The organism is Streptococcus mitis, assembly GCF_003944325.1.
Lineage (GTDB): Bacteria > Bacillota > Bacilli > Lactobacillales > Streptococcaceae > Streptococcus > Streptococcus mitis_CW.
Window position 1 is genome coordinate 1 of sequence record NZ_RJPX01000003.1, and the last position, 23705, is coordinate 23705.

Consider the following 23705-nt stretch of genomic DNA (forward strand, 5'->3'; position numbering starts at 1 on the left):
CTGTCTTTAAAACCTTTTTCAAGGACAAAGAAAAAATCGTCAATGCCCTTCAGTTACCCTATTCCAACGCCAAATTGGAAGCGACCAATAATCTCATCAAACTTATCAAACGAAATGCCTTTGGTTTTCGGAACTTCGAAAACTTCAAAAAACGGATTTTTATTGCTCTGAATATCAAAAAAGAAAGGACTAAATCTGTCCTTTCTCGAGCTTAGCTTTTCTTCAACCCACTACAGTTGACAAAGAGCCATATAATTGACAAATAACCAAAATCTCCTAGCAATCAATGGACTACTAGGAGAGTTTTTTTAAGGAATTCTATATAAGCTATAAAATCAAATACAGATTTTACTAAAAGATTAGATTAACTTATATATAAATTATGCTTCTTCATCTTCTTTACGACGACGGCCTGCAAGACCAAGACCAAGTATTGCACTTGCTGCAGCTGCTACCATAGCTACTGTAGAGTCTGCTGTACCAGTATTTGGAAGTTGTCGATCTTTATTTATTGTAGTTTCAGATACTGGAGTTCCATCTGACATTTCATTAGCACTGCCGTTCTTATGTGGCTGAGCTGGCATTTCTTCTGAAATACCATTCACACTACCTGTATAGGCTGGGACTTCTGCTGTTGGTGGCGTAACTACCTTGCCGTCACCAGCTGTACTGCTTGTGCCTACTGGTTCTGTATAAGCTGGGACTTCTACAGTTGGTGGTGTAATACCGTTGCCTGCGTTATTCGTACTGCTTGTACCTACTGGATTTACTGCTTCAATTGCTTTAACTCCTGTAGTTTGAGCGGCACCTACACCATCTTGATCTTTCGCTTCATTGATAGCTTTTACAGCNGCGATTGCAGCTTTCGCTACTTCAGCTTTCGCTGCTGCTTTTTCATCGTCTGACAATTTAGCATTCTTATCAATTGAGGCAATCTTAGCTTCTGACGCTGTTTGGATTGCTTCTAGGGCTTTCTCTTTACCTACTGAAGTTACTGCTTCAATTGCTTTAACTCCTGTAGTTTGAGCGGCACCTACACCATCTTGATCTTTCGCTTCATTGATAGCTTTTACAGCTGCGATAGCTGCTTTCGCTACTTCGGCTTTCGCTGCTGCTTTTTCATCGTCTGACAATTTAGCGTTCTTATCAATTGAGGCAATCTTAGCTTCTGACGCTGTTTGGATTGCTTCTAGGGCTTTCTCTTTACCTACTGAAGTTACTGCTTCAATTGCTTTAACTCCTGTAGTTTGAGCGGCACCTACACCATCTTGATCTTTCGCTTCATTGATAGCTTTTACAGCTGCGATTGCAGCTTTCGCTACTTCAGCTTTCGCTGCNGCTTTTTCATCGTCTGACAATTTAGCGTTCTTATCAATTGAGGCAATCTTAGCTTCTGACACTGTTTGGATTGCTTCTAGGGCTTTCTCTTTACCTACTGGAGTTACTGCGTTAATTGCTGTTGTTCCTGTAGTTTGAGCGGCACCTACACCATCTTGATCTTTCGATTCATTGATAGCTTTTACAGCTGCGATTGCAGCTTTCGCTACTTCAGCTTTCGCTGCTGCTTTTTCATCGTCTGACAATTTAGCATTCTTATCAATTGAGGCAATCTTAGCTTCTGACGCTGTTTGGATTGCTTCTAGGGCTTTCTCTTTACCTACTGAAGTTACTGCTTCAATTGCTTTAACTCCTGTAGTTTGAGCGGCACCTACACCATCTTGATCTTTCGATTCATTGATAGCTTTTACAGCTGCGATTGCAGCTTTCGCTACTTCAGCTTTCGCTGCTGCTTTTTCATCGTCTGACAATTTAGCATTCTTATCAATTGAGGCAATCTTAGCTTCTGACGCTGTTTGGATTGCTTCTAGGGCTTTCTCTTTACCTACTGGAGTTACTGCGTTAATTGCTGTTGTTCCTGTAGTTTGAGCGGCACCTACACCATCTTGATCTTTCGNTTCATTGATAGCTTTTACAGCTGCGATTGCAGCTTTCGCTACTTCAGCTTTCGCTGCGGCTTTTTCATCGTCTGACAATTTAGCATTCTTATCAATTGAGGCAATCTTAGCTTCTGACGCTGTTTGGATTGCTTCTAGGGCTTTCTCTTTACCTACTGAAGTTACTGCTTCAATTGCTTTAACTCCTGTAGTTTGAGCGGCACCTACACCATCTTGATCTTTCGATTCATTGATAGCTTTTACAGCTGCGATGGCAGCTTTCGCTACTTCAGCTTTCGCTGCTGCTTTTTCATCGTCTGACAATTTAGCATTCTTATCAATTGAGGCAATCTTAGCTTCTGACGCTGTTTGGATTGCTTCTAGGGCTTTCTCTTTACCTACTGGAGTTACTGCGTTAATTGCTGTTGTTCCTGTAGTTTGAGCACCGTCTACTCCATCTTGATCTTTCGCTTCATTGATAGCATTTACAGCTGCGATGGCAGCTTTCGCTACTTCGACTTTCGCTGCTGCTTTTTCATCGTCTGACAATTTAGCGTTCTTATCAATTGAGGCAATCTTAGCTTCTGACGCTGTTTGGATTGCTTCTAGGGCTTTCTCTTTACCTACTGGAGTTACTGCGTTAATTGCTGTTGTTCCTGTAGTTTGAGCACCGTCTACTCCATCTTGATCTTTCGCTTCATTGATAGCATTTATGGCTGCGATGGCGGCTTTCTTAGCTTCTTCTTTCGCTGCTGCTTTTTCTGCATCTGAAAGTTTGTCGTTAGCTTCGATTGCTTTTTCTTTTTCTACTAATGTTGCATCTACTTCTGCTTTGGCTGCTTCTTTGTTTGTTGGTTGCCCATCTAATGCTGCTTTTGCTTCGTCTACTGCTTTTTTAGCTGCGTCTACTTCTGCTTGCGTTGCATTTTCTTTTGCTAACACTGGTGCTGCATCTGCTACTGCTTTGTCATATGCTGCTTTTTTAGCTGCTTCTGCATTGTAGTATGCTGGTGTTGCTTTTGTTGATGTTGCATCTGCGTTTGCTGCATTTGTTAATGCTTCTTTGTTTGTTGGTTGCCCATCTAATGCTGCTTTTGCTTCGTCTACTGCTTTTTTAGCTGCGTCTACTTCTGCTTGCGTTGCATTTTCTTTTGCTAACACTGGTGCTGCATCTGCTACTGCTTTGTCATATGCTGCTTTTTTAGCTGCTTCTGCATTGTAGTATGCTGGTGTTGCTTTTGTTGATGTTGCATCTGCGTTTGCTGCATTTGTTAATGCTNCTTTGTCAGCTTTTAACTCTTGTCTTTTTTGTAAAGTAGTACCTAATAATTCTTTATATTTATCAGTTGTTGTTAAATCGGCTGCCTCTACAAGTGTTTTCACTTTTGCCAACTCAGCATCATAAGCTGCTATAGAGTCTGTAGTCATTCCTTTTTCGTCTTCAACAACTGTTTCTTTCAATTTAGCATAAATTTTAGTTAAAAGATCTTTCGCTGTAACATTTGTATTTTGTGAAATATTAAAACCGACCCCTGTTAATGGTAAAGCGTATTGCTCAAATCTTGAGTGATAATCCATTCCTAAATATCTATCATTTGCCGCACTAATCCTTACCTTATACTCTGTAGTTCCTTCTGGCAACTCTATTTCTTTACTAGTAAATCTTCCTCCTGTAGCATAAGGTTTGTAATTATCTTTAGATAATGTCTCTAATGCTGCTGCTTTGTTTTCTTCTGTAGTACCAGCTACATTTACACTCTGCTTGGCTGCTGTACTTGTTTTCGCTGCTACAACAGTTTTCTCTGTATCTGAGGAATTACTTGCTTTTTTAGGATCGAATTCTGCTGTATAAACTTTTGTCTCTACACCATTAATCACACTAAAGACTTCTACTTTATAATTAGCAACCGTAACATCCGAACCAGATTCTGCTATTCCACTAAATCCTGTTTTAAAATCTACTGTTACTTTTCCAGGTGTTTTTGTATCATAGACTTTAAATGTTTTCTCTACACCTTTATACCCTTTAACTCCTATCGCGACAACACCACCTCTTGAATCTTTTTGACTGTCTTCATAAGGTCGATCTTCATATGATGCCTTGTTTCGTGTAGCTTGCGTCCTAACTTCTGATAGGAATAACATATACTTACTATTTCTATCAATAGACTGTTCACCTATCCAAGCCGTTCTACTCGGCCCTACAGTATTAATTGTCTCTATAGGAAGGACTCCTTTATCTGTTGCTCTTGCAACAACAAATTTTCCAGCACTTCCATCAGCTTGATTTACAGCTTTCCAACCACCAAATTCAGTAATTTCTTTTACTTTTCCCGCTTCAACTCCAGTTGTTGCACCTACTCCATCCATATTATTAATTTTTGTATTATTTTGGATAGCGCTTGGTAATTGTTCTAGTTTTTCTTTTAATTCATCTAGTCCTGCATTGGCTTGTGGCGCTATGTATACTTGATTCGCCGCCTCATCACTTGTAGTATCCGTTGTTGAGCTAGGCTCTGCAGCACGTCTACTACGGTTTTTAGGCTTATTTCCTTCCGAAGATGCCGTTGCTACTTCGATTGCTTTCTTAGCTTCGTCTTTCGCTGCTGCTTTTTCTGCATCTGAAAGTTTGTCGTTAGCTTCGATTACTTTTTCTTTTTCTGCTTCTGTTAATTCTTTCTTATCTAGAGTCTCCACCTTCTGAGGTGCTGATTCTGTAGAAGGACTATTTTCAACTGTTGAAGGTTGAGTATTTGTCTCTACTGTTGCAGCAGGACTAGTGGCTACTGTGTTCCCTTCGTAGGTCCCATTCTGGACATTCTGATCTTTAGGTTGCGGTGCTTGAGTCTCCCCATTAGTTGAAGCCACACTCTGCTCTGCAGCAGATACTGCCCCATTTCCTAAAAACATGAACAATGCAGCTACTGCGACACTAGCTGCACCAAAGCTGACCTTACGAATAGAAAAACGTAATTGCTTTTCACGATCGTGTTTACCTTTATGAAACATCTAATTTCCTCCAAAATAAATATTTTTTCATAATCTATAGTACACTTTTTCTCTAATTAATTCAATAGTCCTGTTTCATATTTTTTGACCTACTTATAATTTTATACGCAATATAAATATAAAAGAATATAAAGGTAGTTTTATTCTATAAATAGAGTAAATTTTGGAATAAAAATTATATAGTCAGAAATATTACGTTTTTATAACATTTGGCATTTTTAAAAGAGTCTGGGACAAAAGTATAACCTTAAATATAAAAAGCGAACAAAAGGAGTTATCTGACATTCAGTATTCGGTCTTATTCGCTTTTTATCTAATCTATTGATTTTTAAAATTTATAATAAATAATTCCTAAAATCAAGATCTTTTTGTCCCAGACTCTTCATAACATATTTACTTGATTTTCTTAGCTAGCATAGTCGCAAAGCGTAATTGAATACGATTGCCATTCTCATCACGACGGTGAAGATGACCCGGATTTTCATTGTACTTGACCAATTCCCAGTCCTTGTAATAGTCTGCCAATTCTCCCTCTTTAAATGTGAATGGGAAGTTCACTGAGCAAGGATAATCCTCCGTGTCCATGGCACAGACGATAAGATTGTAGCCACCAATGGTGGTTTGCTCCTGCATATTTTTGATAATTTCAGGAATGCGGTCCGCTTGTAGAAACATCAGCACCACCGTCGATACGATAAAATCATATTCTTGTCCAATGCTGGCTGAATTGATATCGTAAAGACCAACAGGCATATCCAAATCTTCCTGCTCCACAATGCTTTGCAAGATTTCAAGGGCCAGTTCATTTTGATCCACAGCTGTCACATCAAAACCTTGCTGGGCCAAAAAGAGGGAATTACGACCCTGTCCACAGCCCAAATCCAAGGCTTTCCCTGGTTTTACCGTCTGCATAGCCTCTAAGACTTCTGAATGAACAGGATTGGTATTGTATTTCTTAGGGAAATAGTCCTCAGGTTTACAATAAAATTCCAAATACCATTCCACATCATCTGTGGCAGCTTCTACTCGGTGCCATGCTTGAGGTTGCGCCATTGGGTTGTCGGCCCCTGCTTCAAAGAGGTGCTCAGCTAGAACTTCACCATCCTCTGTCAACTCAATAAACTTGAGGGCTCCTTTTACAACTGTAATCTTGCCCCAAGTCCCGACCTTGGTATTGTGCTTTTGCTGAACAGCTTCAGGCATAGTTTCTTTATTCCACAAGGGCATGCGTTTATAGGCAACTAATTTTTCCATTTTCAATTCCTCTTTTTATCGCTGATTAACAGCTTTCATAACACGCGCGATGTCGCGATTTTGCTCACGTCGCTTGATTGACTCTCGTTTGTCGTAGTCATGCTTCCCTTTAGCTAGGCCTAAAAGGAGCTTGGCATAGCCATCTTTGATATAGACCTTAAGGGGAACAAGGGTCATTCCTGTCCCTTTAGTCTCTTGTTCTAATTTTTGGATTTGTTTCTTATGGAGCAGGAGTTTACGACGACGTTCTGGTTCCTGGTTCCAGATATTGCCCTCTTCGTAAGGAGCGATATGAACATTGCTCAACCAGACCTCCCCATTTTTCACTTGGGCAAAGCCATCCTTGAGATTGATTCGAGCAGCTCGTACACTCTTGATTTCAGTTCCAGTCAGGACCATTCCTGCCTCTAGCGTATCTACGATTGTATAGTCGTGGCGTGCCTTTTTATTTTGTGCGACGACCTTTCCCTCGCCCTTTGCCATGCTTGGCTCCTTTCTTAGCTACTTCTTTATAAAAAGGTTTCTTTCCTTTTTTCTTCTTGTCTTTTTGTGAATGCTTGCGCTTATCATTTGAACGTCCTGATTTTCTCTTATCTTCCTTCTTATCTGAACGACGACTGGAACCACGACCTCTGTCACTACGACTAGACTGTTTCAAGCCTTTTTCGATCACATCAAATTCACTTGGAATATAAGAAAAGTCAATTTCACCCGTCATCTTATCAGCTCTTTCAACCCGAATGCGAATCTGCTGACCTACACGGAAGGTTGTTCCTGATTTCTCTCCACGAAGGGTCAAATCACGTTCATTGAAATGGTAAAATTCAGGTAGATTTGTGATGTGAATCAAGCCTTCAACCGTGTTTGGCAATTCAACAAAGATACCAAATTTAACGATGCTGGATACAACTGCATCATACTCTTCGCCCACGTATTCTTCCATGTACTCAGCCTTTTTCATAGCTTCGACTTCACGCTCAGCTTCTATGGCACGACGCTCACGGTTGGAAGACTGGGTCGCAATCTCTGGAATCACTTGCTCAAAATGCTCTGCTATTTCCTTAGAACGGCCGTAATTCCGAATCATACGGTGAACAAGAAGGTCTGGATAACGGCGAATCGGACTAGTAAAGTGAGTATAATAATCAGCCGCTAGTCCATAGTGGCCGTGATTGTGCTCCGAATAGCGAGCCTGCTGCATGGAGCGAAGAAGCATCATGGACAATACATCCGCATAAGGTTCTCCCTCAACAGTACGCATGATGTCTTGAAGCACCTCCTGGCCAATCTCACTGGCAGTTCCATAAATGCGCAAGCCAAAACTCGAAGCATAATCAATAAACTTCTGAACTTTTTCAGCCTTTGGTTCCTCATGGATACGATAAATAAAAGGTAGCTCCAACTTGCTAAAGTGCTCGGCAACTGTTTCATTGGCCATCAGCATAAAGGACTCAATCATGCGCTCGGCAACACCACGCTGACGAAGAACGATATCAACAGGCTTACCTTGTTTATCCACTAAAATCTTAGCTTCATTGGTATCAAAATTGAGGGCTCCACGTTTCACACGCATGTTTTCTAAAGTTTCATGAAGCTTGGCCATAAGTTCTATACTAGGAACAATTTTCTGATACTCTTGTCTCTTTTCCTCGTCGCCAGCTAGGATATCATTAACATCACTGTAGGTCATCCTGAAGCTAGTCTTGATAACCGTTTGTGTAATAGTGTAATTAACCACACGACCATGTTTATCAATCTCCATAATAGCAGACTGGATCAGGCGGTCAACTTGAGGATTGAGGGAACAAATTCCATTAGACAGTCGTTCTGGAAGCATTGGAACCACTCGGTCTGTTACATAGACTGAAGTCGCGCGGCTAAGGGCTTCCTTGTCAAGGGCAGAACCCTCGGTCACATAGTAGGAAACATCCGCAATGTGAACTCCGAGTTCGATATTTCCATTTTTCAAAGACTTGATGTGAACTGCGTCGTCCAAGTCCTTAGCATCAGCACCGTCAATGGTAAAAGTAATCTCATCTCTCAAGTCCAGACGACCTTCCATATCCTTTTGAGACGGAACATCAGGCACACTTTCTGCTTCCTTGACAACAGCCTCTGGAAACTCAGATACAATGTCCATAGACTCCAAAACCTCAAGGACATCAATTCCGACATCTGTTGAGTGTCCCACCACATCGAGGACACTAGCGACAAAGAAATCATGTTTCTTGCTTGGGTATTTGTCAATAAAGACCTTGAGAACTTCTGTTCCCTCGAGTTTAAGGGCTGGTTTCTTCACATAAATCGGTTGACTTATTTTCTGATTCTTTGAACGGATGTAGCCAGCATACTTGGGCTTTTCCTGATCTAGAACGATTTGACCGACAACAGTTGTCAAACTATGTTCTAGAATATCGATAATTTTGGCTTCTGCTGCTGTTCCCCTATTGCGGTCAGCGACTTTCTTAATCACGACCTCAACGGTATCGCCATCAATAGCATAGTTGACATCGTTTTTCCCTACAAAAAGGTCATCCTCCTCGCCTTCTAGACTAACAAAACCAAAGCCATTTTTATGGGCATGAAAAATCCCCTTGAGAGTAATCTCATGTTTTTTCTTGACTTCTAATGTCAGACTCCCATCTTCTTCAAAGCGAATCTGGTGCTTCCTTTCCATTAGGGACAAGATTTTAATCAACTCACGAAAATCCTTGGACCCGTCTTTTCCCAAAGCCTGAGCCAAGTCATTGACAGTCACCTTTCCCTTGTCTTGCAAATATTCTTTTATTCTATCTTTCATATTTTCTTTCTAGATTTTTTAATTTTCTTTTACTGTAAAACCTTCTAAAATATCTTTTAAAAATAAAAAGAGGCAAAGACCTAGTCCTGCCCATTATTTTCTTATCTACTTGATAATACCGTCAATGCTAAGGCAATGGCTAGCCAGAAAAAGACTAAAATCCCAGTCAAACGCTGCATTACAGCTTCAAAACCGCGAGCTTTACTGCGTTCAAACAAATCACCTGAGCTGGCATCAAATACATTGCTGGATTGGTTTTTGGTTGGTTGCATGAAAATCGCAATCACAATCACAACAGATAATACTAATAAAATGGTTAATAATAGGTTATACATATCAAACTCCTTAAAATCCCTATTATTTTACCATAAAATCTACTTAGATTCAAGATGTAGGGTTACTTTTCTTTCCTTGGGACAATACTTTAAAACCTCAATCTTGTCTGGATGGGTTTTGGAATTTTTACTGGTTAGGTAATTGATGCTGCCACAAGAGGAGCATTTGAGATTAATTTTTACTCGCACTAGATTTCCTTTACTTTTAATAATGTTCGAAATTGAAGAAGGTTAAAGAGACAACTAAAGGCAACACAAAGGCTTGTCGCATAAAAGACTGCATGGTAGCCAAATTGACCTGCTACTGCAGAACCAGCCATAGGCCCAACGACACCTCCCAGATAAAAAAATACCTGATTGAAGGCAAAGACCCTTGAAATACCAGCTTTGGGAGTCATCTTGCTGAGAAGGGCATTAACTCCGGGAATCAAGGCACCGGTTCCCAATCCAAAGAGGAAACGATAAAGTCCTAGTTGAAGGGGGCTAGAGGCATTGGCACAGAGGAGATAGATGATGACTGAATAAAACTGGGCTACAACCAAGAGGCGATGGTTGCCCACCTTGTCACCTAGCTTTCCCATGACTCCTGCACTCATCATACTGGAAAAGCCCATACTGGATACAATCAAACCAGAGACAAAAAGAAGATTCTCTGTCTGCCCTAAGTCGCGTACATACAGAGCTAAGATATGTCCGATTGATTGAGCTGAAAATTGGATGACAAAACTGGTCAGAAAGAGGTTGACCAAGAGATAGGGATATTTAACTGATGTAAACAATTCCTTTGTCGGGATGGCCTTTTCCTTGGCTACTGGTTGAAAATCTTCCTTGATAAAGCAAATAGTCAAAACAGCAGCTAAGAATAGAAAACTACCAACCAGTAAGAAAACAGTACGAATGCCAAATAATTCTGCGATAAAGCCCCCGATAAAGGGACCAGTTAGAGTACCTGCAACTACGCCTGTAGACAAAGTACCTAAGGCAGAGCCTGATTTCTCCTTGGGAACCTGACTGGCTATCAGGGCCGTTGCATTAGGAACAAATCCTGCAAATACACCGTTTAATAAACGAAGAAAGATTAACCAATAGATATTTGGGACAAAAGCCAAACCTCCCATAGTAATAGTCATGGCAAGACCTGCCCGAATCATCATGGGTTTTCGTCCGTATTTGTCAGCAAGGATTCCCCAGATAGGAGAGAAGAGCGCCGCGGAAATAGCAGAGACAGAAATTGCTAAACCTGCATAAAAAGCGACTTGCTCACTCCCTACGCCTAGATTTTCCACAAAGATGGGCATAAAGGGCACTACCAAAGAAATACTGGCTCCAGTCAGAAAATTACCAAACCAGGCAATGCGCAGATTATCCTTCCAGTTAATCTCTGTCATCTTGCCTACCTCCCTCAAGAAGGGAGACCACCTGAGTAAGAAGCTGGTCCTGATTTCCATTGTTGTCTAGAACATGGCTAGCCAAATCTTTCTTTTTCTCTAAATGCCACTGGGCTGCCAGACGAGATTCAGCTCCATCCTTGGATAGATGATTCCTTTTCATTAAACGTTCTACTTGGATATCACGGTCCACATAGACCAACCACGTCTCATCAAACCAAGCGACATAGTCCTGCTCAAAAAGCAGGGGAATATCCATGAAAAAAATCTCTTCTGTCTGAGCCAATTGGTCTCTTAATGTAGCTAGTTCCTCACGGATAATCTCTCCTTGGATTTGCTTAGACCATTCTCGTTCTTCAGGATTTGAAAAGATAAGACTAGCTAGGAGAGGGCGATTGAGTTCTCCGTTTTCAAGGATGATTTCTTGCCCAAAGTGCTGGACTAGAGCCTTAAACAGACGACCACCAGGTTTCTGTAGTTGGTGGACGACTGCGTCGGCATCCACCACTTGAAAGCCTTGCTTTCTTAGAAAATTTGTCACGGTTGACTTACCAGAGGCAATTCCCCCAGTGATTCCAATGATTTTTCCCATCAATTCCTCCTTTGGCACTGAGGACAAAAGTGAGTGCCTCGTCCGCCTAGTTGGATTTTCTCAATGATGGTGCCACAGCGTACACATTCTTGACCAGCCTTGTCATAGACTTGATGAAAATCCTGCATGGTTCCGTCTTCCCCAAAGGCATTGGTATAGGTCCGAATGGTGGAACCGCCCTTTTCAACTGCCTGTCCCAAAACAGCAATTGTCTGGTCATGAATAGCTGACGCTTCTTCTGCCGTCAAAGTCTGGGAAGGTCTTGCTGGATGAATCTGAGCTCGCCAGAGAACCTCATCTACATAGATATTGCCAAGGCCAGCAACCAAGGTCTGGTCTAGGAGATGGGATTTGATAGGCTTTTTGGACTTAGCTAGGGCAGCTTGAAAGACCTGCACATCAAAGTCTTGCTCGCTTGGTTCAGGACCTATTTTTTTAGAAATAAAATAGGTGTCCAAAAGGTCAGGAGACAAGAGTTCCATAGTACCAAACTTGCGTACATCCTCATAAACAAGCGTTCCACCGTCCTCAAACTGAAAGAAAACATGGGCATGCTTGCGTTCAGGTACTTGGTCTGGATAGTAAAAATACTTGCCCTCCATCCGCAGATGGGAAATCAAGACCTTGTCTGTCAGATAGAAAAGCAAATATTTGCCATGACGTCCCATTGACCCAACAACTTGACCAGGCACTTCCTTTCGAAACTCGTCCAAATCCGTCTTAATCATCTTGGGATAGCGAATTTCTACACTCGAAATCTTCTTTCCCAAAATCAATTTTTCCAAGCCACGTCGAACGGTTTCAACCTCAGGTAATTCAGGCATAAGTCCTCCTTCTGTAAAAACAAGAAGCAGGCATGAGCCCACCTCTACTTAGTATTCTTTTTCATTATAGCCAAAGTCAGCTAAATCTAGCTTTTTATCGCGCCAGTTTTTCTTGACCTTGACCCAGGTTTCTAGGAAGACCTTGTCTCCTAGCATGAGTTCAATATCACGACGGGCCATACTACCAATTTTCTTAAGCATAGCACCACCTTTACCAATGATAATCCCTTTTTGGCTATCTCGCTCGACCATGATGGTTGCACGGATGTGCACCTTGTCTGTCTCTTCGTCTCGTTTCATAGAGTCAACCACTACGGCAACTGAGTGCGGAATTTCTTCACGAGTTAGGTGCAAGACTTTCTCGCGAACCATTTCTGAAACCAAGAAACGCTCTGGATGGTCTGTGATTTGATCAGCTGGGAAATACTGGAAACCTTCGTCCAGATTTTCACTCAAAATATCCACTAGACGAGACACATTATTTCCCTGAAGGGCTGAGATTGGAACGATTTCCTTGAAGTCCATTTGATTACGGAAGTCATCAATCTGAGACAAAAGCTGGTCTGGGTGAACCTTATCGATCTTATTCACCACCAAAATCACAGGAACCTTGGCAGCCTTGAGACGTTCAATAATCATGTCGTCTCCCTTACCACGCGCCTCATCCGCAGGTACCATAAATAGAACTGTATCCACTTCACGAAGGGTGCTGTAGGCAGACTCAACCATGAAATCTCCAAGAGCCGTCTTAGGCTTGTGAATTCCTGGTGTATCGATAAAGACAATCTGCTCCTTATCGGTCGTATAAATTCCCATGATTTTATTGCGCGTTGTCTGCGCCTTGTCACTCATGATGGCAATCTTTTGCCCCATAACGTGATTTAAAAAAGTTGACTTCCCAACATTGGGACGTCCTAAAATGGCTACAAAGCCTGATTTAAAAGTCATAATTTCCTCTTACTGTTTAAAATAATAAATCCCAGATTCGTGGGAGAAAAATCAATGCGCCTGTTAAGGCGGCGAAAAGAGAGACCACTAATACCGCTCCAGCTGCCATATCCTTAGCATTTTTAGCCAGCATGGAAAAGTGATAGTGACTGGCCAAATCCACCACATTTTCAATAGCAGAATTGATAATTTCAAAAGCTACTACCAAGAAAATGCTCAATAGGAGAAAGAGCCATTCGATTCGTGACACCTGAAAAACAAAACCTGCAAGAATGACTACAAGAGCCGTCACTGCATGTTTTCGCATATTGCGTTCTTCCTTGATGGCAGTAAAAATTCCTGTGAGAGCAAATTCTAAACTGGATATCAGGTCACGATTTTTCCATTTTCGTTTATTGTCTTGTGAGTCCATAGGCTGTCAAAATTTCTTCTTGTAAACCGAACATCTCCGCTTCTTCTTCTGGAGTGTAGTGATCATAGCCGTTGATATGTAAAAAGCCGTGTACTGCCAAGAAGCCCATCTCACGCTCAAAGCTATGACCGTATTCCTCGGCCTGCTCATGTGCCTTATCAATAGAGATGAAAAGTTCCCCAATATAGGCATCAAACTCAGACATCATCTCTGCCAATTCTGGATTTTCAAGTAAATCCTCTTCGTCAAAGGCAATTTCCAACTCTGGTTTATATTCAAGGCTGATAACATCTGTCGGACGGTCCGTGTCACGGTACTCCAGATTGAGTTCATGGCTACGCTCGTTGGTCACAAAAGTGACTGCCATCTCCTTGTCTTCTTTGCCTAATTTTTGGGCTGCAAATTCCAAAATTTCTTGGGTTTGCTGCAGCATTTCTTTTGAAACTTGACCAGTTTCATCTACCATTTCAATATACATGTGCTTCTCGTTTCTCTTTACTTGGATTTATTATACCACATTTCCATGATTTTATTCTACCTTTTTGATATAATACTATGGAATACAATCACAAGGAGAGAACGATGTCATTTGACGGATTTTTTTTACACCACATGGTTGAGGAATTGCAAAAAGAGTTAGTGAACGGTCGCATTCAGAAAATCAATCAGCCTTTTGAACAAGAGTTGGTCTTGCAAATCCGCAGCAATCGCCAAAGCCATCGCCTGCTCCTTTCTGCCCATCCAGTTTTTGGTCGCATTCAGCTGACCCAAACGACTTTTGAAAATCCAGCTCAACCTTCCACCTTTATCATGGTTTTGAGAAAATATTTGCAGGGTGCCCTGATTGAGTCGATCGAGCAAGTGGAAAATGACCGCATTGTGGAGATTACAGTTTCCAATAAAAACGAGATTGGAGACCATATTCAGGCTACCTTGATTATCGAAATCATGGGGAAACACAGTAATATTCTACTGGTTGATAAAAGTAGCCACAAAATCCTCGAAGTTATCAAACATGTTGGCTTTTCACAAAATAGCTACCGTACCTTGCTTCCTGGATCGACCTATATCGCTCCGCCAAGTACGGAATCACTCAACCCTTTCACCATCAAGGACGAGAAGCTCTTTGAAATCCTACAAACACAGGAAACAACTGCTAAAAACCTTCAAAGCCTCTTTCAAGGTCTGGGACGCGATACGGCAAATGAATTGGAAAACATTCTGATTAGTGATAAACTTTCCACTTTCCGAAACTTTTTCAACCCAGAAACCAAGCCATGCTTGACAGAGACTTCCTTCAGCCCAGTTCCTTTTGCAAATCAGGTGGGAGAGCCTTTTGCCAGTCTTTCTGATTTGTTGGACACCTACTATAAGGATAAGGCTGAGCGAGACCGTGTCAAACAGCAAGCCAGTGAACTCATTCGTCGTGTTGAAAATGAACTTCAGAAAAACCGCCACAAGCTGAAAAAACAAGAAAAAGAGTTACTAGCGACAGACAATGCTGAAGAATTTCGCCAAAAAGGGGAATTGCTAACAACCTTCCTCCATCAAGTGCCTAACGACCAAGACCAGGTTATCCTAGACAACTACTATACCAACCTACCTATCACGATTGCGCTTGATAAGGCCTTGACTCCCAATCAAAATGCCCAACGCTATTTTAAACGGTATCAGAAACTAAAAGAAGCTGTCAAATACTTGACTGATCTGATTGAGGAAACCAAGGCAACCATTCTCTATCTTGAAAGTGTGGAAACCGTCCTCAACCAAGTTGGACTGGAAGAAATCGCTGAAATCCGTGAAGAATTGATTCAAACAGGTTTTATCCGCAGAAGACAACGGGAGAAAATCCAGAAGCGCAAAAAGCCAGAACAATATCTAGCAAGCGATGGCAAGACCATCATCTATGTCGGACGCAATAACCTGCAAAATGAGGAATTGACCTTTAAAATGGCCCGCAAGGAGGAACTTTGGTTCCATGCCAAGGACATTCCTGGAAGCCATGTTGTCATCTCAGGCAATCTTGACCCATCTGATGAAGTCAAGACAGACGCGGCAGAACTAGCCGCCTACTTCTCTCAAGGTCGCCTGTCAAATCTGGTCCAGGTAGATATGATTGAAGTCAAGAAACTCAACAAACCAACTGGTGGAAAACCCGGCTTTGTCACCTACACAGGACAAAAGACCCTCCGTGTCACACCAGACCCAGAAAAAATCGCATCCATGAAAAAATCCTGATTCGACTTGAAATCAGGATTTTTAGCTTATACTCTTCGAAAATCAAATTCAAACCACGTCAACGTCACCTTGCCGTATATATGTGACTGACTTCGTCAGTCTTATCTACAACCTCAAAACACTGTTTTGAGCAACCTGCGGCTAGTTTCCCAGTTTGCTCTTTAATTTTCATTGAGTATTATACACAAATCATATCCAATTATAGGACTAATCTTTGCCACCTAGTTTCTCATTGATTTTCATCATCACACTAGCAATTTTTTCGCCCCAATAAGGGTCTGAGGCATATTCAACATTCATACCAGACGCCTTGTTTCCAAGGAAAGTTCTGCCCCTATCGATATAATTTTCCTTAATCCACTTTGTTGCACCTAAAATTCCCTTATCCACATCATCAAATGTCTTGGCAGAAAGGTAAGGGGTCGTATCATAGGCTGTAATTCCAAAGAAATTATTCTTATCTTTGGCAATATTGCTACGTCCCCAATCACTTTCTAAGGCACTATGGGCAAGGAGGTAAAGGGCATTGATATGGTAATGTTCTTCGGCTTCCTTAAAGGTAGCTCCCTTATTTTCCAAGAGGCTATTGTCAATATTTAACAGACTAAATACCTTATCCAAGTCTTCAGCACTATAGTTTGTAGCCTCTGTTAAATCTTTGAAAAGGAAGGGATTCTCAAGCTTAAAACCATCAAAATGCAGTCCATCTGCCGAATAATATTTCTTGCCTACTTCCATATCAGAAAGATGAGAAGCTACTGGGATACTAGCATTCTGAGCCACATAGTGATAAAAACGATGCCCATCACTCTCATAATAAGGGATAAAATCCTTACTAGCATCTAGCGCTTGTAAATCTTCTGTTTTCATATAGCCTGACAAACCAGATACAGTAATAGCCAGGCGCTTGTCATCACTTTTTCTATCCTTATCTAGCCAGATGACACTACCTTGCGATATATAGGAGAGCTTTTCACCATCTGCATCATAAACATTCGCTGTGACAGGCACTACTTGATAGTAAGCAGCATTTTCGTTTGTAGCTCTTTCTCCAAGCCATTTACCATCACTTCCAAGCTGATAACCATCTACTGTCTCATTTTTCGCCATGTAGCCACCCGATTTGAAGTAGTACCAGGCTTGACTTTTAGAATCGTATAACCATTCTTTCTCAGCCATTTTGCCATCAGATTTGAGATAAAACCAAGATTCCTTATCCCAAATCCATTCATTTGCTGCCATATAGCCACCAGATTTTAGATAATAATAGTGACCATTTTCGAAAATCCATTCTTTATCAGCATGATTTCCATTTTCTTTGATATAAAACCAAGTTTGGTATTGTTTATCATAAAGCCAACCTTGCTGTACTTTGGCACCACTAGCATTCACATAAGCCTGGTCAATCCACTGACTTGTTAGCAAATAACCACCAGATTTAAAATAATAGTCCTTGCCCTTAATTTGGAGCCATTCTTTCTCTGCGTGTTGTCCATCTGCTTTGATATAAAACCAAGCGTCGTATTGAGAATCATAGACCCAGTCTTCGATTACTTTGGCACCTGTTGCACCAACATAGGAAGTTCCTACCCAATCATTTCTTTTCATCTTTCCATTTTGGTCAAGATAATAGAGGACTCCCTTGTCTTCTATCCATTCTGACTTGGCCATATAGCCGCCAGATTTGAGGTAAAAATAGTCGTCACCTTGCTTCAACCATTCATTTTCAGCATAGTTGGCATCTGCTTTTATATAAAACCAAGATTGATAATGAGCATCAAAAACCCACTCATTGGCTGCTTGACTGCCATCCGCTTTCAGGTATTGTTTTCCTTGCCAAGTACCATCGCTAGCCATTGCACTCTCTGGTCTGACTAAGAAAAATAGCAGGGCTAAAAAAATAAATCTCAATTTCTTCATTAACTTTCTTCCTCTGTTCTTACTCATTTCATTATATCAAAATTCTCTATAATCAACATTACAAACTAATAAAAAATCAAGAACAGATTGATTGCAGTTTACCTCAGAGACTCTTTTACTTCCTTGCGGAGATTTTCTAGACTGCTGATACCATATTTATCCATAACCTTTGGTAAATTTTCGATAATATCAGGGCAGGCGTAAGGATTAGTAAAGTTGGCTGTTCCAACTCCGATGGCAGAGGCTCCAGCAATATACATTTCTAGGGCAGCTTCTGCCGAATCCACTCCTCCCATTCCAATGATAGGCAGGTCTGTGGTTTGGGCGACTTGGCGGATGAGTTTGAGGGCTACTGGAAAGACTGCTGGACCAGACATCCCACCTGTTCCATTGGCCAAGATTGGTTTTCTGGTTTTGAGGTCAAAACGCATTCCAACTAGAGTATTAATCATGGTCAATCCACTTGCCCCCGCATCTTCTGCAGCTTTTGCGACAGTAACGATGTCGGTCACACTAGGGGTTAATTTGACATAAACTGGCACATCAGAGGCTTCCACAGCTGCTTTCACCACATCATAAGCCAGATCAGGATCTTGACCAATCAAAAGTCCGTGATTACAGTGATCTACATTGGGGCAAGAAATATTGAGCTCAATAGCCTTTACATTGGCTGCCTTGGAAATCCCATGAGAAACAGCTTCATACTCTTGTTTTGAAAAACCAGCTACGTTGGCAATAATAGGAAGATTTGGATACTCTCTTTCTAGCCAAGGCAATTTTTCAGCCAAAACAACCTCTAAACCAGGATTTTGCAAGCCAATTGCATTGAGCATGCCCGCAGGTGTTTCTGCCACCCTTGGAGTTGGATTCCCAAAGCGTGGTTTAAGAGTTGTCGCCTTGATCATAATAGAACCTAAAAGGTCTAAATCATAGTACTTGGCATACTCTTTGCCAAAACCAAAACAGCCTGATGCTGGAATGATTGGGTTTTTCAAATCCAAACCTGGCAGAGAAACTTGTAAACGATTTGTAGTCATGATTTTCTCCTTATAGTACAACTGTTCCTGTGCGGAAAACAGGGCCATCTTCACAGACGCGTTGACTGATAGTCTCGCTTTCTGGTACTTTTAGGACACAGGCATAGCAAGCCCCCATCCCACAAGCCATACGGGATTCCAAAGATAGATAGGCTCTTGGATGGTTATAGAAGGTTTGATTGATATACTTCATCATTCCAGGCGCCCCACATGAGTAAACAGCATCAAATTGATTGTCTAAATCCTTGATAACAACAGAAACATTTCCCTTGATGCCATAAGAACCATCATCTGTCGTTACAAAGACCTGACCATATTGGGCCAATTCCGTCTCTAAAATAACAGCAGCCTTATTAGCAAAACCGAGAACTGTCACTACTTTCACCCCACGGGCATGCAATTCCTTAGCAACCTCAAGCAAGGGCGGAACACCAATCCCCCCACCAACGAGGAGTACCTGGCTCTGCTCATCAAGGTCAGACAAGTCAAATCCATTCCCCTGAGGCCCCATCACATCAAGAGTATCTCCCTGACTTAAGGTTGAGAAAATAGCTGTCCCAGCTCCCTCAATCCGATAAATGAGATGACACTGCTTATTAACCTTGTCAATAGACGAAATCGAAATAGGGCGACGCAAAAGATGGGCGTCATCAGGCACACGCAGATGAAGAAATTGGCCTGCTCGCATGGCTTCAACCATTTCCCCCTCTAGGACTAATTCAAAGATTGCTGGCGCGATTTCCTCCTGTGCAACCACCTTCATGGTTTCCAATCGAATGGCACCCAAACGTTTCTTACATGTGGGATTCATGATTTTTCCTCCTTAAATTTTAAGGGGACCAGACAAAGAAAAGACCTTGCTAGTGCAAGGCCTCAGTTAAAATCGTACAACAGAAGAGAGCACACTCAAAAAGTCTCCTCTAGAAAATTGTACTATTCTTTTATCTGACACCTTGTGAGTCTCTCTGGACTCCCCTTAAAGGTTAAATTTTTACTAGTATACTCTTTCAGCTAAAAAAAGTCAAGTAGAAAACGAACATTCTACTTGATCTCACGAGATTATTTTTCACGAATAACTTCGACCTTGTAACCATCAGGGTCTTTAACAAAGTAATAGTTAGGTGCAGTTCCTGGTAGACCATTTGGTTCAGTTACTTCATAGCCTTTGGCACTGTGCTCTTGATGAAGAGCTTCAAGATCAGGTGTACTGAGGGCGATATGGGCAAACCCATCTCCAACCACATAAGGACCATGATCGTAGTTATAAGTCAACTCCAACTCATAGTCGTCACCCTCAAGTCCTAGATAGACAATTGTGAAGGCATGGTCTGGAAAATCTCTGCGACGCAATTCTTTAAATCCAAAAGCATCTTGATAAAATGCGATTGATTTTTCAAGATTTTCTACTCGCAAGCAAGTATGTAGCATTTTTGAAGCCATATTTTTCTCCTTTATTTTTAAAAAGACTGGGACAATCCTGTTCCAGTCTTATCTGTTATTATTTACCAAGTTTTGCTTTAGCTGCATCTGCAAGAGCTGTGAAAGCTGCTGCATCGTTAACAGCCAAGTCAGCAAGCATTTTACGGTTAACTTCGATCTCAGCCAATTTCAAACCATGCATCAATTGTGAGTATGAAAGTCCGTTCATACGAGCTGCCGCGTTGATACGAGTGATCCACAATTTGCGGAAGTCACGTTTTTTCTGACGACGGTCACGGTATGCATAGTAGTAAGAGTTCATTACTTGTTCTTTTGCAGTACGGAACAAGATGTGTTTAGCTCCATAGTAACCTTTTGCTAATTTAAGAATACGTTTACGACGTTTGCGTGATACAACGCCACCTTTAACACGTGCCATGTTTTATTTCCTCCAAATATTTCCTAGAATTGTTTACTTACAGTCAAGCTATTATTTCAAGCGAGTAAGCATTGCTTTGATACGTTTGTAATCTCCTGAATGCACCATAGATGCTTTACGAAGATGACGACGTTGTTTCTTAGTTTTTCCGTGGAAACGGTGAGAAGTGTAAGCACGGAAACGTTTAAGTCCACCAGAACCTGTACGTTTGAAACGTTTAGCTGATGCGCGGTGTGTTTTTTGTTTTGGCATGATTTTTTCTCCTTTATTTAACTTTCTGACAATTATTTTTTGTCAGTCGCTGGCGCCAATTGCATGAACATTTGACGTCCATCCATTTTAGCACGTTGTTCGATGATGGCAATATCTTGAGTTGCTTCAGCAAACTCGGCTAAAACTTTTGCACCAATCTCTTTATGGGTAATCATACGACCCTTAAAGCGAATAGATACCTTAACTTTATTTCCTTTTTCAAGGAATTTGCGTGCATTGCGAAGTTTTGTATCAAAGTCACCCTTGTCAATAGTTGGACTTAGACGAACTTCTTTCACAGTAACAACACTTTGTTTTTTACGTTGTTCTTTTTGCTTCTTCTGGTACTCAAATTTGAACTTACCGTAGTCCATAATTTTTGCAACAGGCGGTTTGGCTTGGGGTTGAATCAATACTAGGTCAACATTAGCGTTATCAGCCAAAGCTTGCGCTTCACTGAGTGGCTTGATGCCTAGCTGTTCTCCTTCAAGACCAATCAAGCGAACTTCACGTACACGAATCTCATCATTGATGAATAAGTCTTGCTTTGCTATGGTTTTCACCTCTTTTGTTTTATTAGAGAAAAACAATAGCGGACTCGTAAATATACAAGCCCGCACGTTATGATAGCGTTTCTTAGAAACTTTTCATCCGTAGGGCCAGGCAACTTAATGTCACAAGGCGAGAAGCTCTCACTTCTGCTTTTCTCAACTTTTATATGATACCAAGTTTTCTAGCTCTTGTCAAGATAAAAAGTTATTTTTTTGAAAAGTTTGTGTTTGTATTTTGCCTTGATTTCCGCATCAAAAAGAGAGAATCAAGGTGATTCCCTCTCTATGTTAGTTTTTACTTATTTTCCCTATAGGAATGCTAAAACCTATTAAAAACTTCCTTTTTACGTGAACTTCCCCATCTTTCGATAAATAAGATCCCCACTAACAAAAGGATAACCAGGCAAGGAAGTAAAACCATCCCCATACTCCAATTTAGATTGACATTATCAATTTGCTTAGGTAATCTTCCAGACAAAATCTCCACTGAACGCAAGTAAGTAAAGGGAATCAGATGTGCAATCCTTTGAAGAGGCTGAATTGTTTGAATGCCAAACAATAAGCCAACAATCCCAATGAGTGAAAGAAAAAGAACAGGCATTTTTTGCTTGAAAAAGTAAGCAATCAAGTAGACGACTTCCACAATAACGATAAAAGCCAAGAAAGTTAGTAACAATCCAGGAAATAACACATCTTGTATCTTCCCAATAGTTACTTCTTGATTGGTTAAGTTATAAATCGGGTAGGGGTAATCTAACTGTCCAAAACCGCTTATCAGACTTCCCACTAGAAAAGAAAATCCACAGATTCCGATAAACAGCACGGTTACATAGCTCACCCCAACTCCAAGAGAGGACATGGCAAATGCCACTTTTGAAAAAGGATATAACTGAGCTGTATCCAGATGATTTTGATACCTTTCTGCAAATAGTTGCGTTAGCATAAAAATAATAGCAACTACAAACAAGCTTGGGATGATAGCCTCTAAAATCCAGACAATCTGATCAATCCCGTAGGTCGGATAAACTAAATTGTGCGCTTTTATGTTCAAGGGATATAGGGCTTGGTAAGTCTTTCGTTCGCGGTCAACCGCCATTTTTAAGTCAGAACTAGCAGTCGGTTCCTTTGATAAAATTTCATAACTCTTCTCTACATCTTGCCACTGCAAATAGTAGGCTTCTTTCCAGCGTCCTTCTTTTAATAAAGTCAGAATTTCTTTCTTTTGCGTCAAAAGATTTTTTTGCGAGTCTAAATTTTCTTTAGCAAACTGGTATTCCTCCGAGCTGGTGTCAGATATTTGGGAGAGTTTCTCTTCATATTCATTGATGACTCTCTCATCTTTTACAAGACGGGTTTCCAACTCGCTCTCCAAGCTGACGGAGTTTGCAGTCTGACTATTAAAATAAAAGGTAACACCGAGTCCAGATACAAATAAAGCTAAGATAATCCAGTTTAAACGACTTTTGAAAACTTTTTTTAATAAAAATAGACCAACATCTTTCATAAACTAAACCTCTTCTATCTTTCCCCGATGAATGGTTACTACTCTATCGCAGACATCAACCAACTCATCCTTATAGTGGGAACTTAAAAGAACCAGCTGCTCTGTGCTAGCCTATCAAAAAACTTCTGTCGATAATACTCATCTAAGCCATTTGTAATCTCATCCATAAGCCAGCATTTCGCCTGACTGAGGAAATACATGGCAATCACCAAGCGTTGCTTCATGCCTAAGGAATACTTACGAATGGGAAGGCTGATATAGTCAGACATTTCCCAATAGGTAATTTCATCCCCCAAGTTCAGCCCTGACTTCCAGATGTTCTTGATCAGGCGAAGATAGTCCATCCCACTTAAGTTTCCATCCAGCCATTCAATACTCTCATAATAAAATAAAGAAGGAGGGGCTGCGATATTTCCACTACTTATAGGAATTAAATTGCTAATGGCGCGGAACAGTGTCGTCTTTCCAGAACCATTGATAGCAAGAATACCATAAATCCTACCCTTTTCAAATGTAAAATCAACATCTTGTAAGATGACTTGTCGCGTTTTTAAGGTCACATGAGTAAGCTGCAACATATCTAGCCCTCCTTTTTATCATTCTTTAAGGATTAATAGCCTCCGCTGTAGTAGTTTATTACCTCATAACGATTGTAATTCCAACCAGAACCAACTTTATACTCAGAATAGCTATAATAATGAGACCATAACAGGGGATTAATATAGTTATATCTCTGGCAATTCATACTAGTCTTATAGTAGGTATTCCAATCATACCGATAAGTTTTAAGAACGCTCACAGCAGATATACTAGACTGAAAAAGACCAATAATCATAAACTAACTAATTA

General features: G+C 40.9%; 23 protein-coding genes, 1 pseudogene and 1 other annotated feature. Of the genes and pseudogenes, 2 read left to right on the forward strand and 22 right to left on the reverse strand.

Features of this window, described 5'->3' with window-relative positions:
* Positions 1-215 (forward strand): transposase (locus tag D8787_RS01660; protein ID WP_142999758.1); only part of this gene is annotated, 215 nt, incomplete at its 5' end.
* Positions 216-380: 165 nt separating this feature from the next.
* Here the strand turns inward: D8787_RS01660 and D8787_RS01665 are convergent.
* From D8787_RS01665 to ybeY, 12 genes are all read right to left on the reverse strand, one after another.
* Positions 381-4943 carry a DUF1542 domain-containing protein gene (locus D8787_RS01665; protein ID WP_125420369.1) on the reverse strand — a complete coding sequence of 1521 codons (4563 nt, stop codon included), beginning with the start codon at positions 4941-4943 and terminating at the stop codon, positions 381-383.
* Between the two features lie 393 nt (positions 4944-5336).
* The gene (tehB, locus tag D8787_RS01670) at positions 5337-6197 is read right to left on the reverse strand and encodes an SAM-dependent methyltransferase TehB (protein WP_125420371.1); all 861 of its coding nucleotides are present in this window, start codon (positions 6195-6197) and stop codon (positions 5337-5339) included.
* A 15-nt stretch (positions 6198-6212) separates the two neighbouring features.
* Entirely contained in the window at positions 6213-6680 is a 468-nt protein-coding gene (gene smpB, locus D8787_RS01675) for an SsrA-binding protein SmpB (protein ID WP_001051750.1), read from the reverse strand.
* Positions 6643-8997: a ribonuclease R gene (rnr, locus tag D8787_RS01680; protein WP_125420373.1), complete on the reverse strand. Its 2355-nt coding sequence runs from the start codon at positions 8995-8997 to the stop codon at positions 6643-6645. The genes smpB and rnr overlap by 38 nt, the downstream gene beginning before the upstream one ends.
* Before the next feature lie 101 nt (positions 8998-9098).
* Complete coding sequence (secG, locus tag D8787_RS01685; RefSeq protein WP_000282517.1) at positions 9099-9332, reverse strand: preprotein translocase subunit SecG; 234 nt, start codon at positions 9330-9332, stop codon at positions 9099-9101.
* Positions 9333-9371: 39 nt separating this feature from the next.
* Positions 9372-9521 carry a 50S ribosomal protein L33 gene (gene rpmG / locus D8787_RS01690; protein ID WP_001809104.1) on the reverse strand — a complete coding sequence of 50 codons (150 nt, stop codon included), beginning with the start codon at positions 9519-9521 and terminating at the stop codon, positions 9372-9374.
* Entirely contained in the window at positions 9521-10720 is a 1200-nt protein-coding gene (locus D8787_RS01695) for a multidrug efflux MFS transporter (protein ID WP_125420375.1), read from the reverse strand. Before D8787_RS01695 ends, rpmG begins: the two co-directional genes overlap by 1 nt.
* Positions 10707-11312 (reverse strand): dephospho-CoA kinase, encoded by a 606-nt coding sequence (gene coaE / locus D8787_RS01700; RefSeq protein ID WP_125420377.1) that lies wholly within the window; start codon positions 11310-11312, stop codon positions 10707-10709. Before coaE ends, D8787_RS01695 begins: the two co-directional genes overlap by 14 nt.
* Positions 11312-12136, reverse strand: coding sequence for a DNA-formamidopyrimidine glycosylase (gene mutM, locus D8787_RS01705; protein ID WP_125420379.1), 825 nt, complete (start codon positions 12134-12136; stop codon positions 11312-11314). Before mutM ends, coaE begins: the two co-directional genes overlap by 1 nt.
* 48 nt (positions 12137-12184) lie before the next feature.
* A complete protein-coding gene (gene era / locus D8787_RS01710) occupies positions 12185-13084 on the reverse strand; it encodes a GTPase Era (RefSeq protein ID WP_050208736.1) in 900 nt (299 codons plus the stop codon).
* Between the two features lie 16 nt (positions 13085-13100).
* Positions 13101-13496 carry a diacylglycerol kinase family protein gene (locus D8787_RS01715; RefSeq protein WP_000378166.1) on the reverse strand — a complete coding sequence of 132 codons (396 nt, stop codon included), beginning with the start codon at positions 13494-13496 and terminating at the stop codon, positions 13101-13103.
* Entirely contained in the window at positions 13477-13974 is a 498-nt protein-coding gene (ybeY, locus tag D8787_RS01720; protein ID WP_000275156.1) for an rRNA maturation RNase YbeY, read from the reverse strand. The genes D8787_RS01715 and ybeY overlap by 20 nt, the downstream gene beginning before the upstream one ends.
* Positions 13975-14078: 104 nt before the next feature.
* On the opposite strand from ybeY, the gene pavA reads away from it, so the two are divergent.
* On the forward strand, positions 14079-15734 hold the full coding sequence (pavA, locus tag D8787_RS01725) for an Rqc2 family fibronectin-binding protein PavA (protein WP_125420381.1): 1656 nt from the start codon (positions 14079-14081) through the stop codon (positions 15732-15734).
* Between the two features lie 207 nt (positions 15735-15941).
* Here the strand turns inward: pavA and D8787_RS01730 are convergent, their stop codons facing one another.
* From D8787_RS01730 to D8787_RS11785, 10 genes and pseudogenes are all read right to left on the reverse strand, one after another.
* On the reverse strand, positions 15942-17654 hold the full coding sequence (locus D8787_RS01730; RefSeq protein ID WP_125420383.1) for a glucosaminidase domain-containing protein: 1713 nt from the start codon (positions 17652-17654) through the stop codon (positions 15942-15944).
* A 98-nt stretch (positions 17655-17752) separates the two neighbouring features.
* Entirely contained in the window at positions 17753-18739 is a 987-nt protein-coding gene (locus D8787_RS01735; protein WP_185776727.1) for a dihydroorotate dehydrogenase, read from the reverse strand.
* Positions 18702-19502 carry a dihydroorotate dehydrogenase electron transfer subunit gene (locus tag D8787_RS01740; RefSeq protein ID WP_125420387.1) on the reverse strand — a complete coding sequence of 267 codons (801 nt, stop codon included), beginning with the start codon at positions 19500-19502 and terminating at the stop codon, positions 18702-18704. Before D8787_RS01740 ends, D8787_RS01735 begins: the two co-directional genes overlap by 38 nt.
* Before the next feature lie 248 nt (positions 19503-19750).
* Positions 19751-20131 (reverse strand): VOC family protein, encoded by a 381-nt coding sequence (locus D8787_RS01745; protein ID WP_000157153.1) that lies wholly within the window; start codon positions 20129-20131, stop codon positions 19751-19753.
* 58 nt (positions 20132-20189) lie between these two features.
* Entirely contained in the window at positions 20190-20549 is a 360-nt protein-coding gene (gene rplT / locus D8787_RS01750; RefSeq protein WP_000124834.1) for a 50S ribosomal protein L20, read from the reverse strand.
* A 51-nt stretch (positions 20550-20600) separates the two neighbouring features.
* Positions 20601-20801, reverse strand: a complete 201-nt coding sequence (gene rpmI, locus D8787_RS01755; protein ID WP_001125943.1) for a 50S ribosomal protein L35 — start codon at positions 20799-20801, stop codon at positions 20601-20603.
* Between the two features lie 32 nt (positions 20802-20833).
* On the reverse strand, positions 20834-21364 hold the full coding sequence (gene infC / locus D8787_RS01760) for a translation initiation factor IF-3 (RefSeq protein ID WP_000848180.1): 531 nt from the start codon (positions 21362-21364) through the stop codon (positions 20834-20836).
* Between the two features lie 15 nt (positions 21365-21379).
* Positions 21380-21511 (reverse strand) — a sequence feature (ribosomal protein L20 leader region).
* 160 nt (positions 21512-21671) lie between these two features.
* Positions 21672-22856, reverse strand: coding sequence for a hypothetical protein (locus tag D8787_RS01765; RefSeq protein ID WP_125420389.1), 1185 nt, complete (start codon positions 22854-22856; stop codon positions 21672-21674).
* A 3-nt stretch (positions 22857-22859) separates the two neighbouring features.
* Positions 22860-23434, reverse strand: a pseudogene (locus tag D8787_RS01770) (ATP-binding cassette domain-containing protein).
* Between the two features lie 32 nt (positions 23435-23466).
* The gene (locus D8787_RS11785; RefSeq protein WP_125420391.1) at positions 23467-23691 is read right to left on the reverse strand and encodes a hypothetical protein; all 225 of its coding nucleotides are present in this window, start codon (positions 23689-23691) and stop codon (positions 23467-23469) included.
* Between the last annotated feature and the right edge of the window lie 14 nt (positions 23692-23705).

What these genes read in the sequence shown, in the direction of transcription:
- tehB (WP_125420371.1), bottom strand. Translation starts at nt 6,197, where the DNA reads ATGGAAAAATTAGTTGCCTATAAACGCATGCCCTTGTGGAATAAAGAA.
- smpB (WP_001051750.1), bottom strand. Translation starts at nt 6,680, where the DNA reads ATGGCAAAGGGCGAGGGAAAGGTCGTCGCACAAAATAAAAAGGCACGC.
- rnr (WP_125420373.1), bottom strand. Translation starts at nt 8,997, where the DNA reads ATGAAAGATAGAATAAAAGAATATTTGCAAGACAAGGGAAAGGTGACT.
- secG (WP_000282517.1), bottom strand. Translation starts at nt 9,332, where the DNA reads ATGTATAACCTATTATTAACCATTTTATTAGTATTATCTGTTGTGATT.
- D8787_RS01695 (WP_125420375.1), bottom strand. Translation starts at nt 10,720, where the DNA reads ATGACAGAGATTAACTGGAAGGATAATCTGCGCATTGCCTGGTTTGGT.
- coaE (WP_125420377.1), bottom strand. Translation starts at nt 11,312, where the DNA reads ATGGGAAAAATCATTGGAATCACTGGGGGAATTGCCTCTGGTAAGTCA.
- mutM (WP_125420379.1), bottom strand. Translation starts at nt 12,136, where the DNA reads ATGCCTGAATTACCTGAGGTTGAAACCGTTCGACGTGGCTTGGAAAAA.
- era (WP_050208736.1), bottom strand. Translation starts at nt 13,084, where the DNA reads ATGACTTTTAAATCAGGCTTTGTAGCCATTTTAGGACGTCCCAATGTT.
- D8787_RS01715 (WP_000378166.1), bottom strand. Translation starts at nt 13,496, where the DNA reads ATGGACTCACAAGACAATAAACGAAAATGGAAAAATCGTGACCTGATA.
- ybeY (WP_000275156.1), bottom strand. Translation starts at nt 13,974, where the DNA reads ATGTATATTGAAATGGTAGATGAAACTGGTCAAGTTTCAAAAGAAATG.
- pavA (WP_125420381.1), top strand. Translation starts at nt 14,079, where the DNA reads ATGTCATTTGACGGATTTTTTTTACACCACATGGTTGAGGAATTGCAA.
- D8787_RS01730 (WP_125420383.1), bottom strand. Translation starts at nt 17,654, where the DNA reads ATGAAGAAATTGAGATTTATTTTTTTAGCCCTGCTATTTTTCTTAGTC.
- D8787_RS01735 (WP_185776727.1), bottom strand. Translation starts at nt 18,739, where the DNA reads ATGGCCCTGTTTTCCGCACAGGAACAGTTGTACTATAAGGAGAAAATC.
- D8787_RS01740 (WP_125420387.1), bottom strand. Translation starts at nt 19,502, where the DNA reads ATGAATCCCACATGTAAGAAACGTTTGGGTGCCATTCGATTGGAAACC.
- D8787_RS01745 (WP_000157153.1), bottom strand. Translation starts at nt 20,131, where the DNA reads ATGGCTTCAAAAATGCTACATACTTGCTTGCGAGTAGAAAATCTTGAA.
- rplT (WP_000124834.1), bottom strand. Translation starts at nt 20,549, where the DNA reads ATGGCACGTGTTAAAGGTGGCGTTGTATCACGCAAACGTCGTAAACGT.
- rpmI (WP_001125943.1), bottom strand. Translation starts at nt 20,801, where the DNA reads ATGCCAAAACAAAAAACACACCGCGCATCAGCTAAACGTTTCAAACGT.
- D8787_RS01765 (WP_125420389.1), bottom strand. Translation starts at nt 22,856, where the DNA reads ATGAAAGATGTTGGTCTATTTTTATTAAAAAAAGTTTTCAAAAGTCGT.
- D8787_RS11785 (WP_125420391.1), bottom strand. Translation starts at nt 23,691, where the DNA reads ATGATTATTGGTCTTTTTCAGTCTAGTATATCTGCTGTGAGCGTTCTT.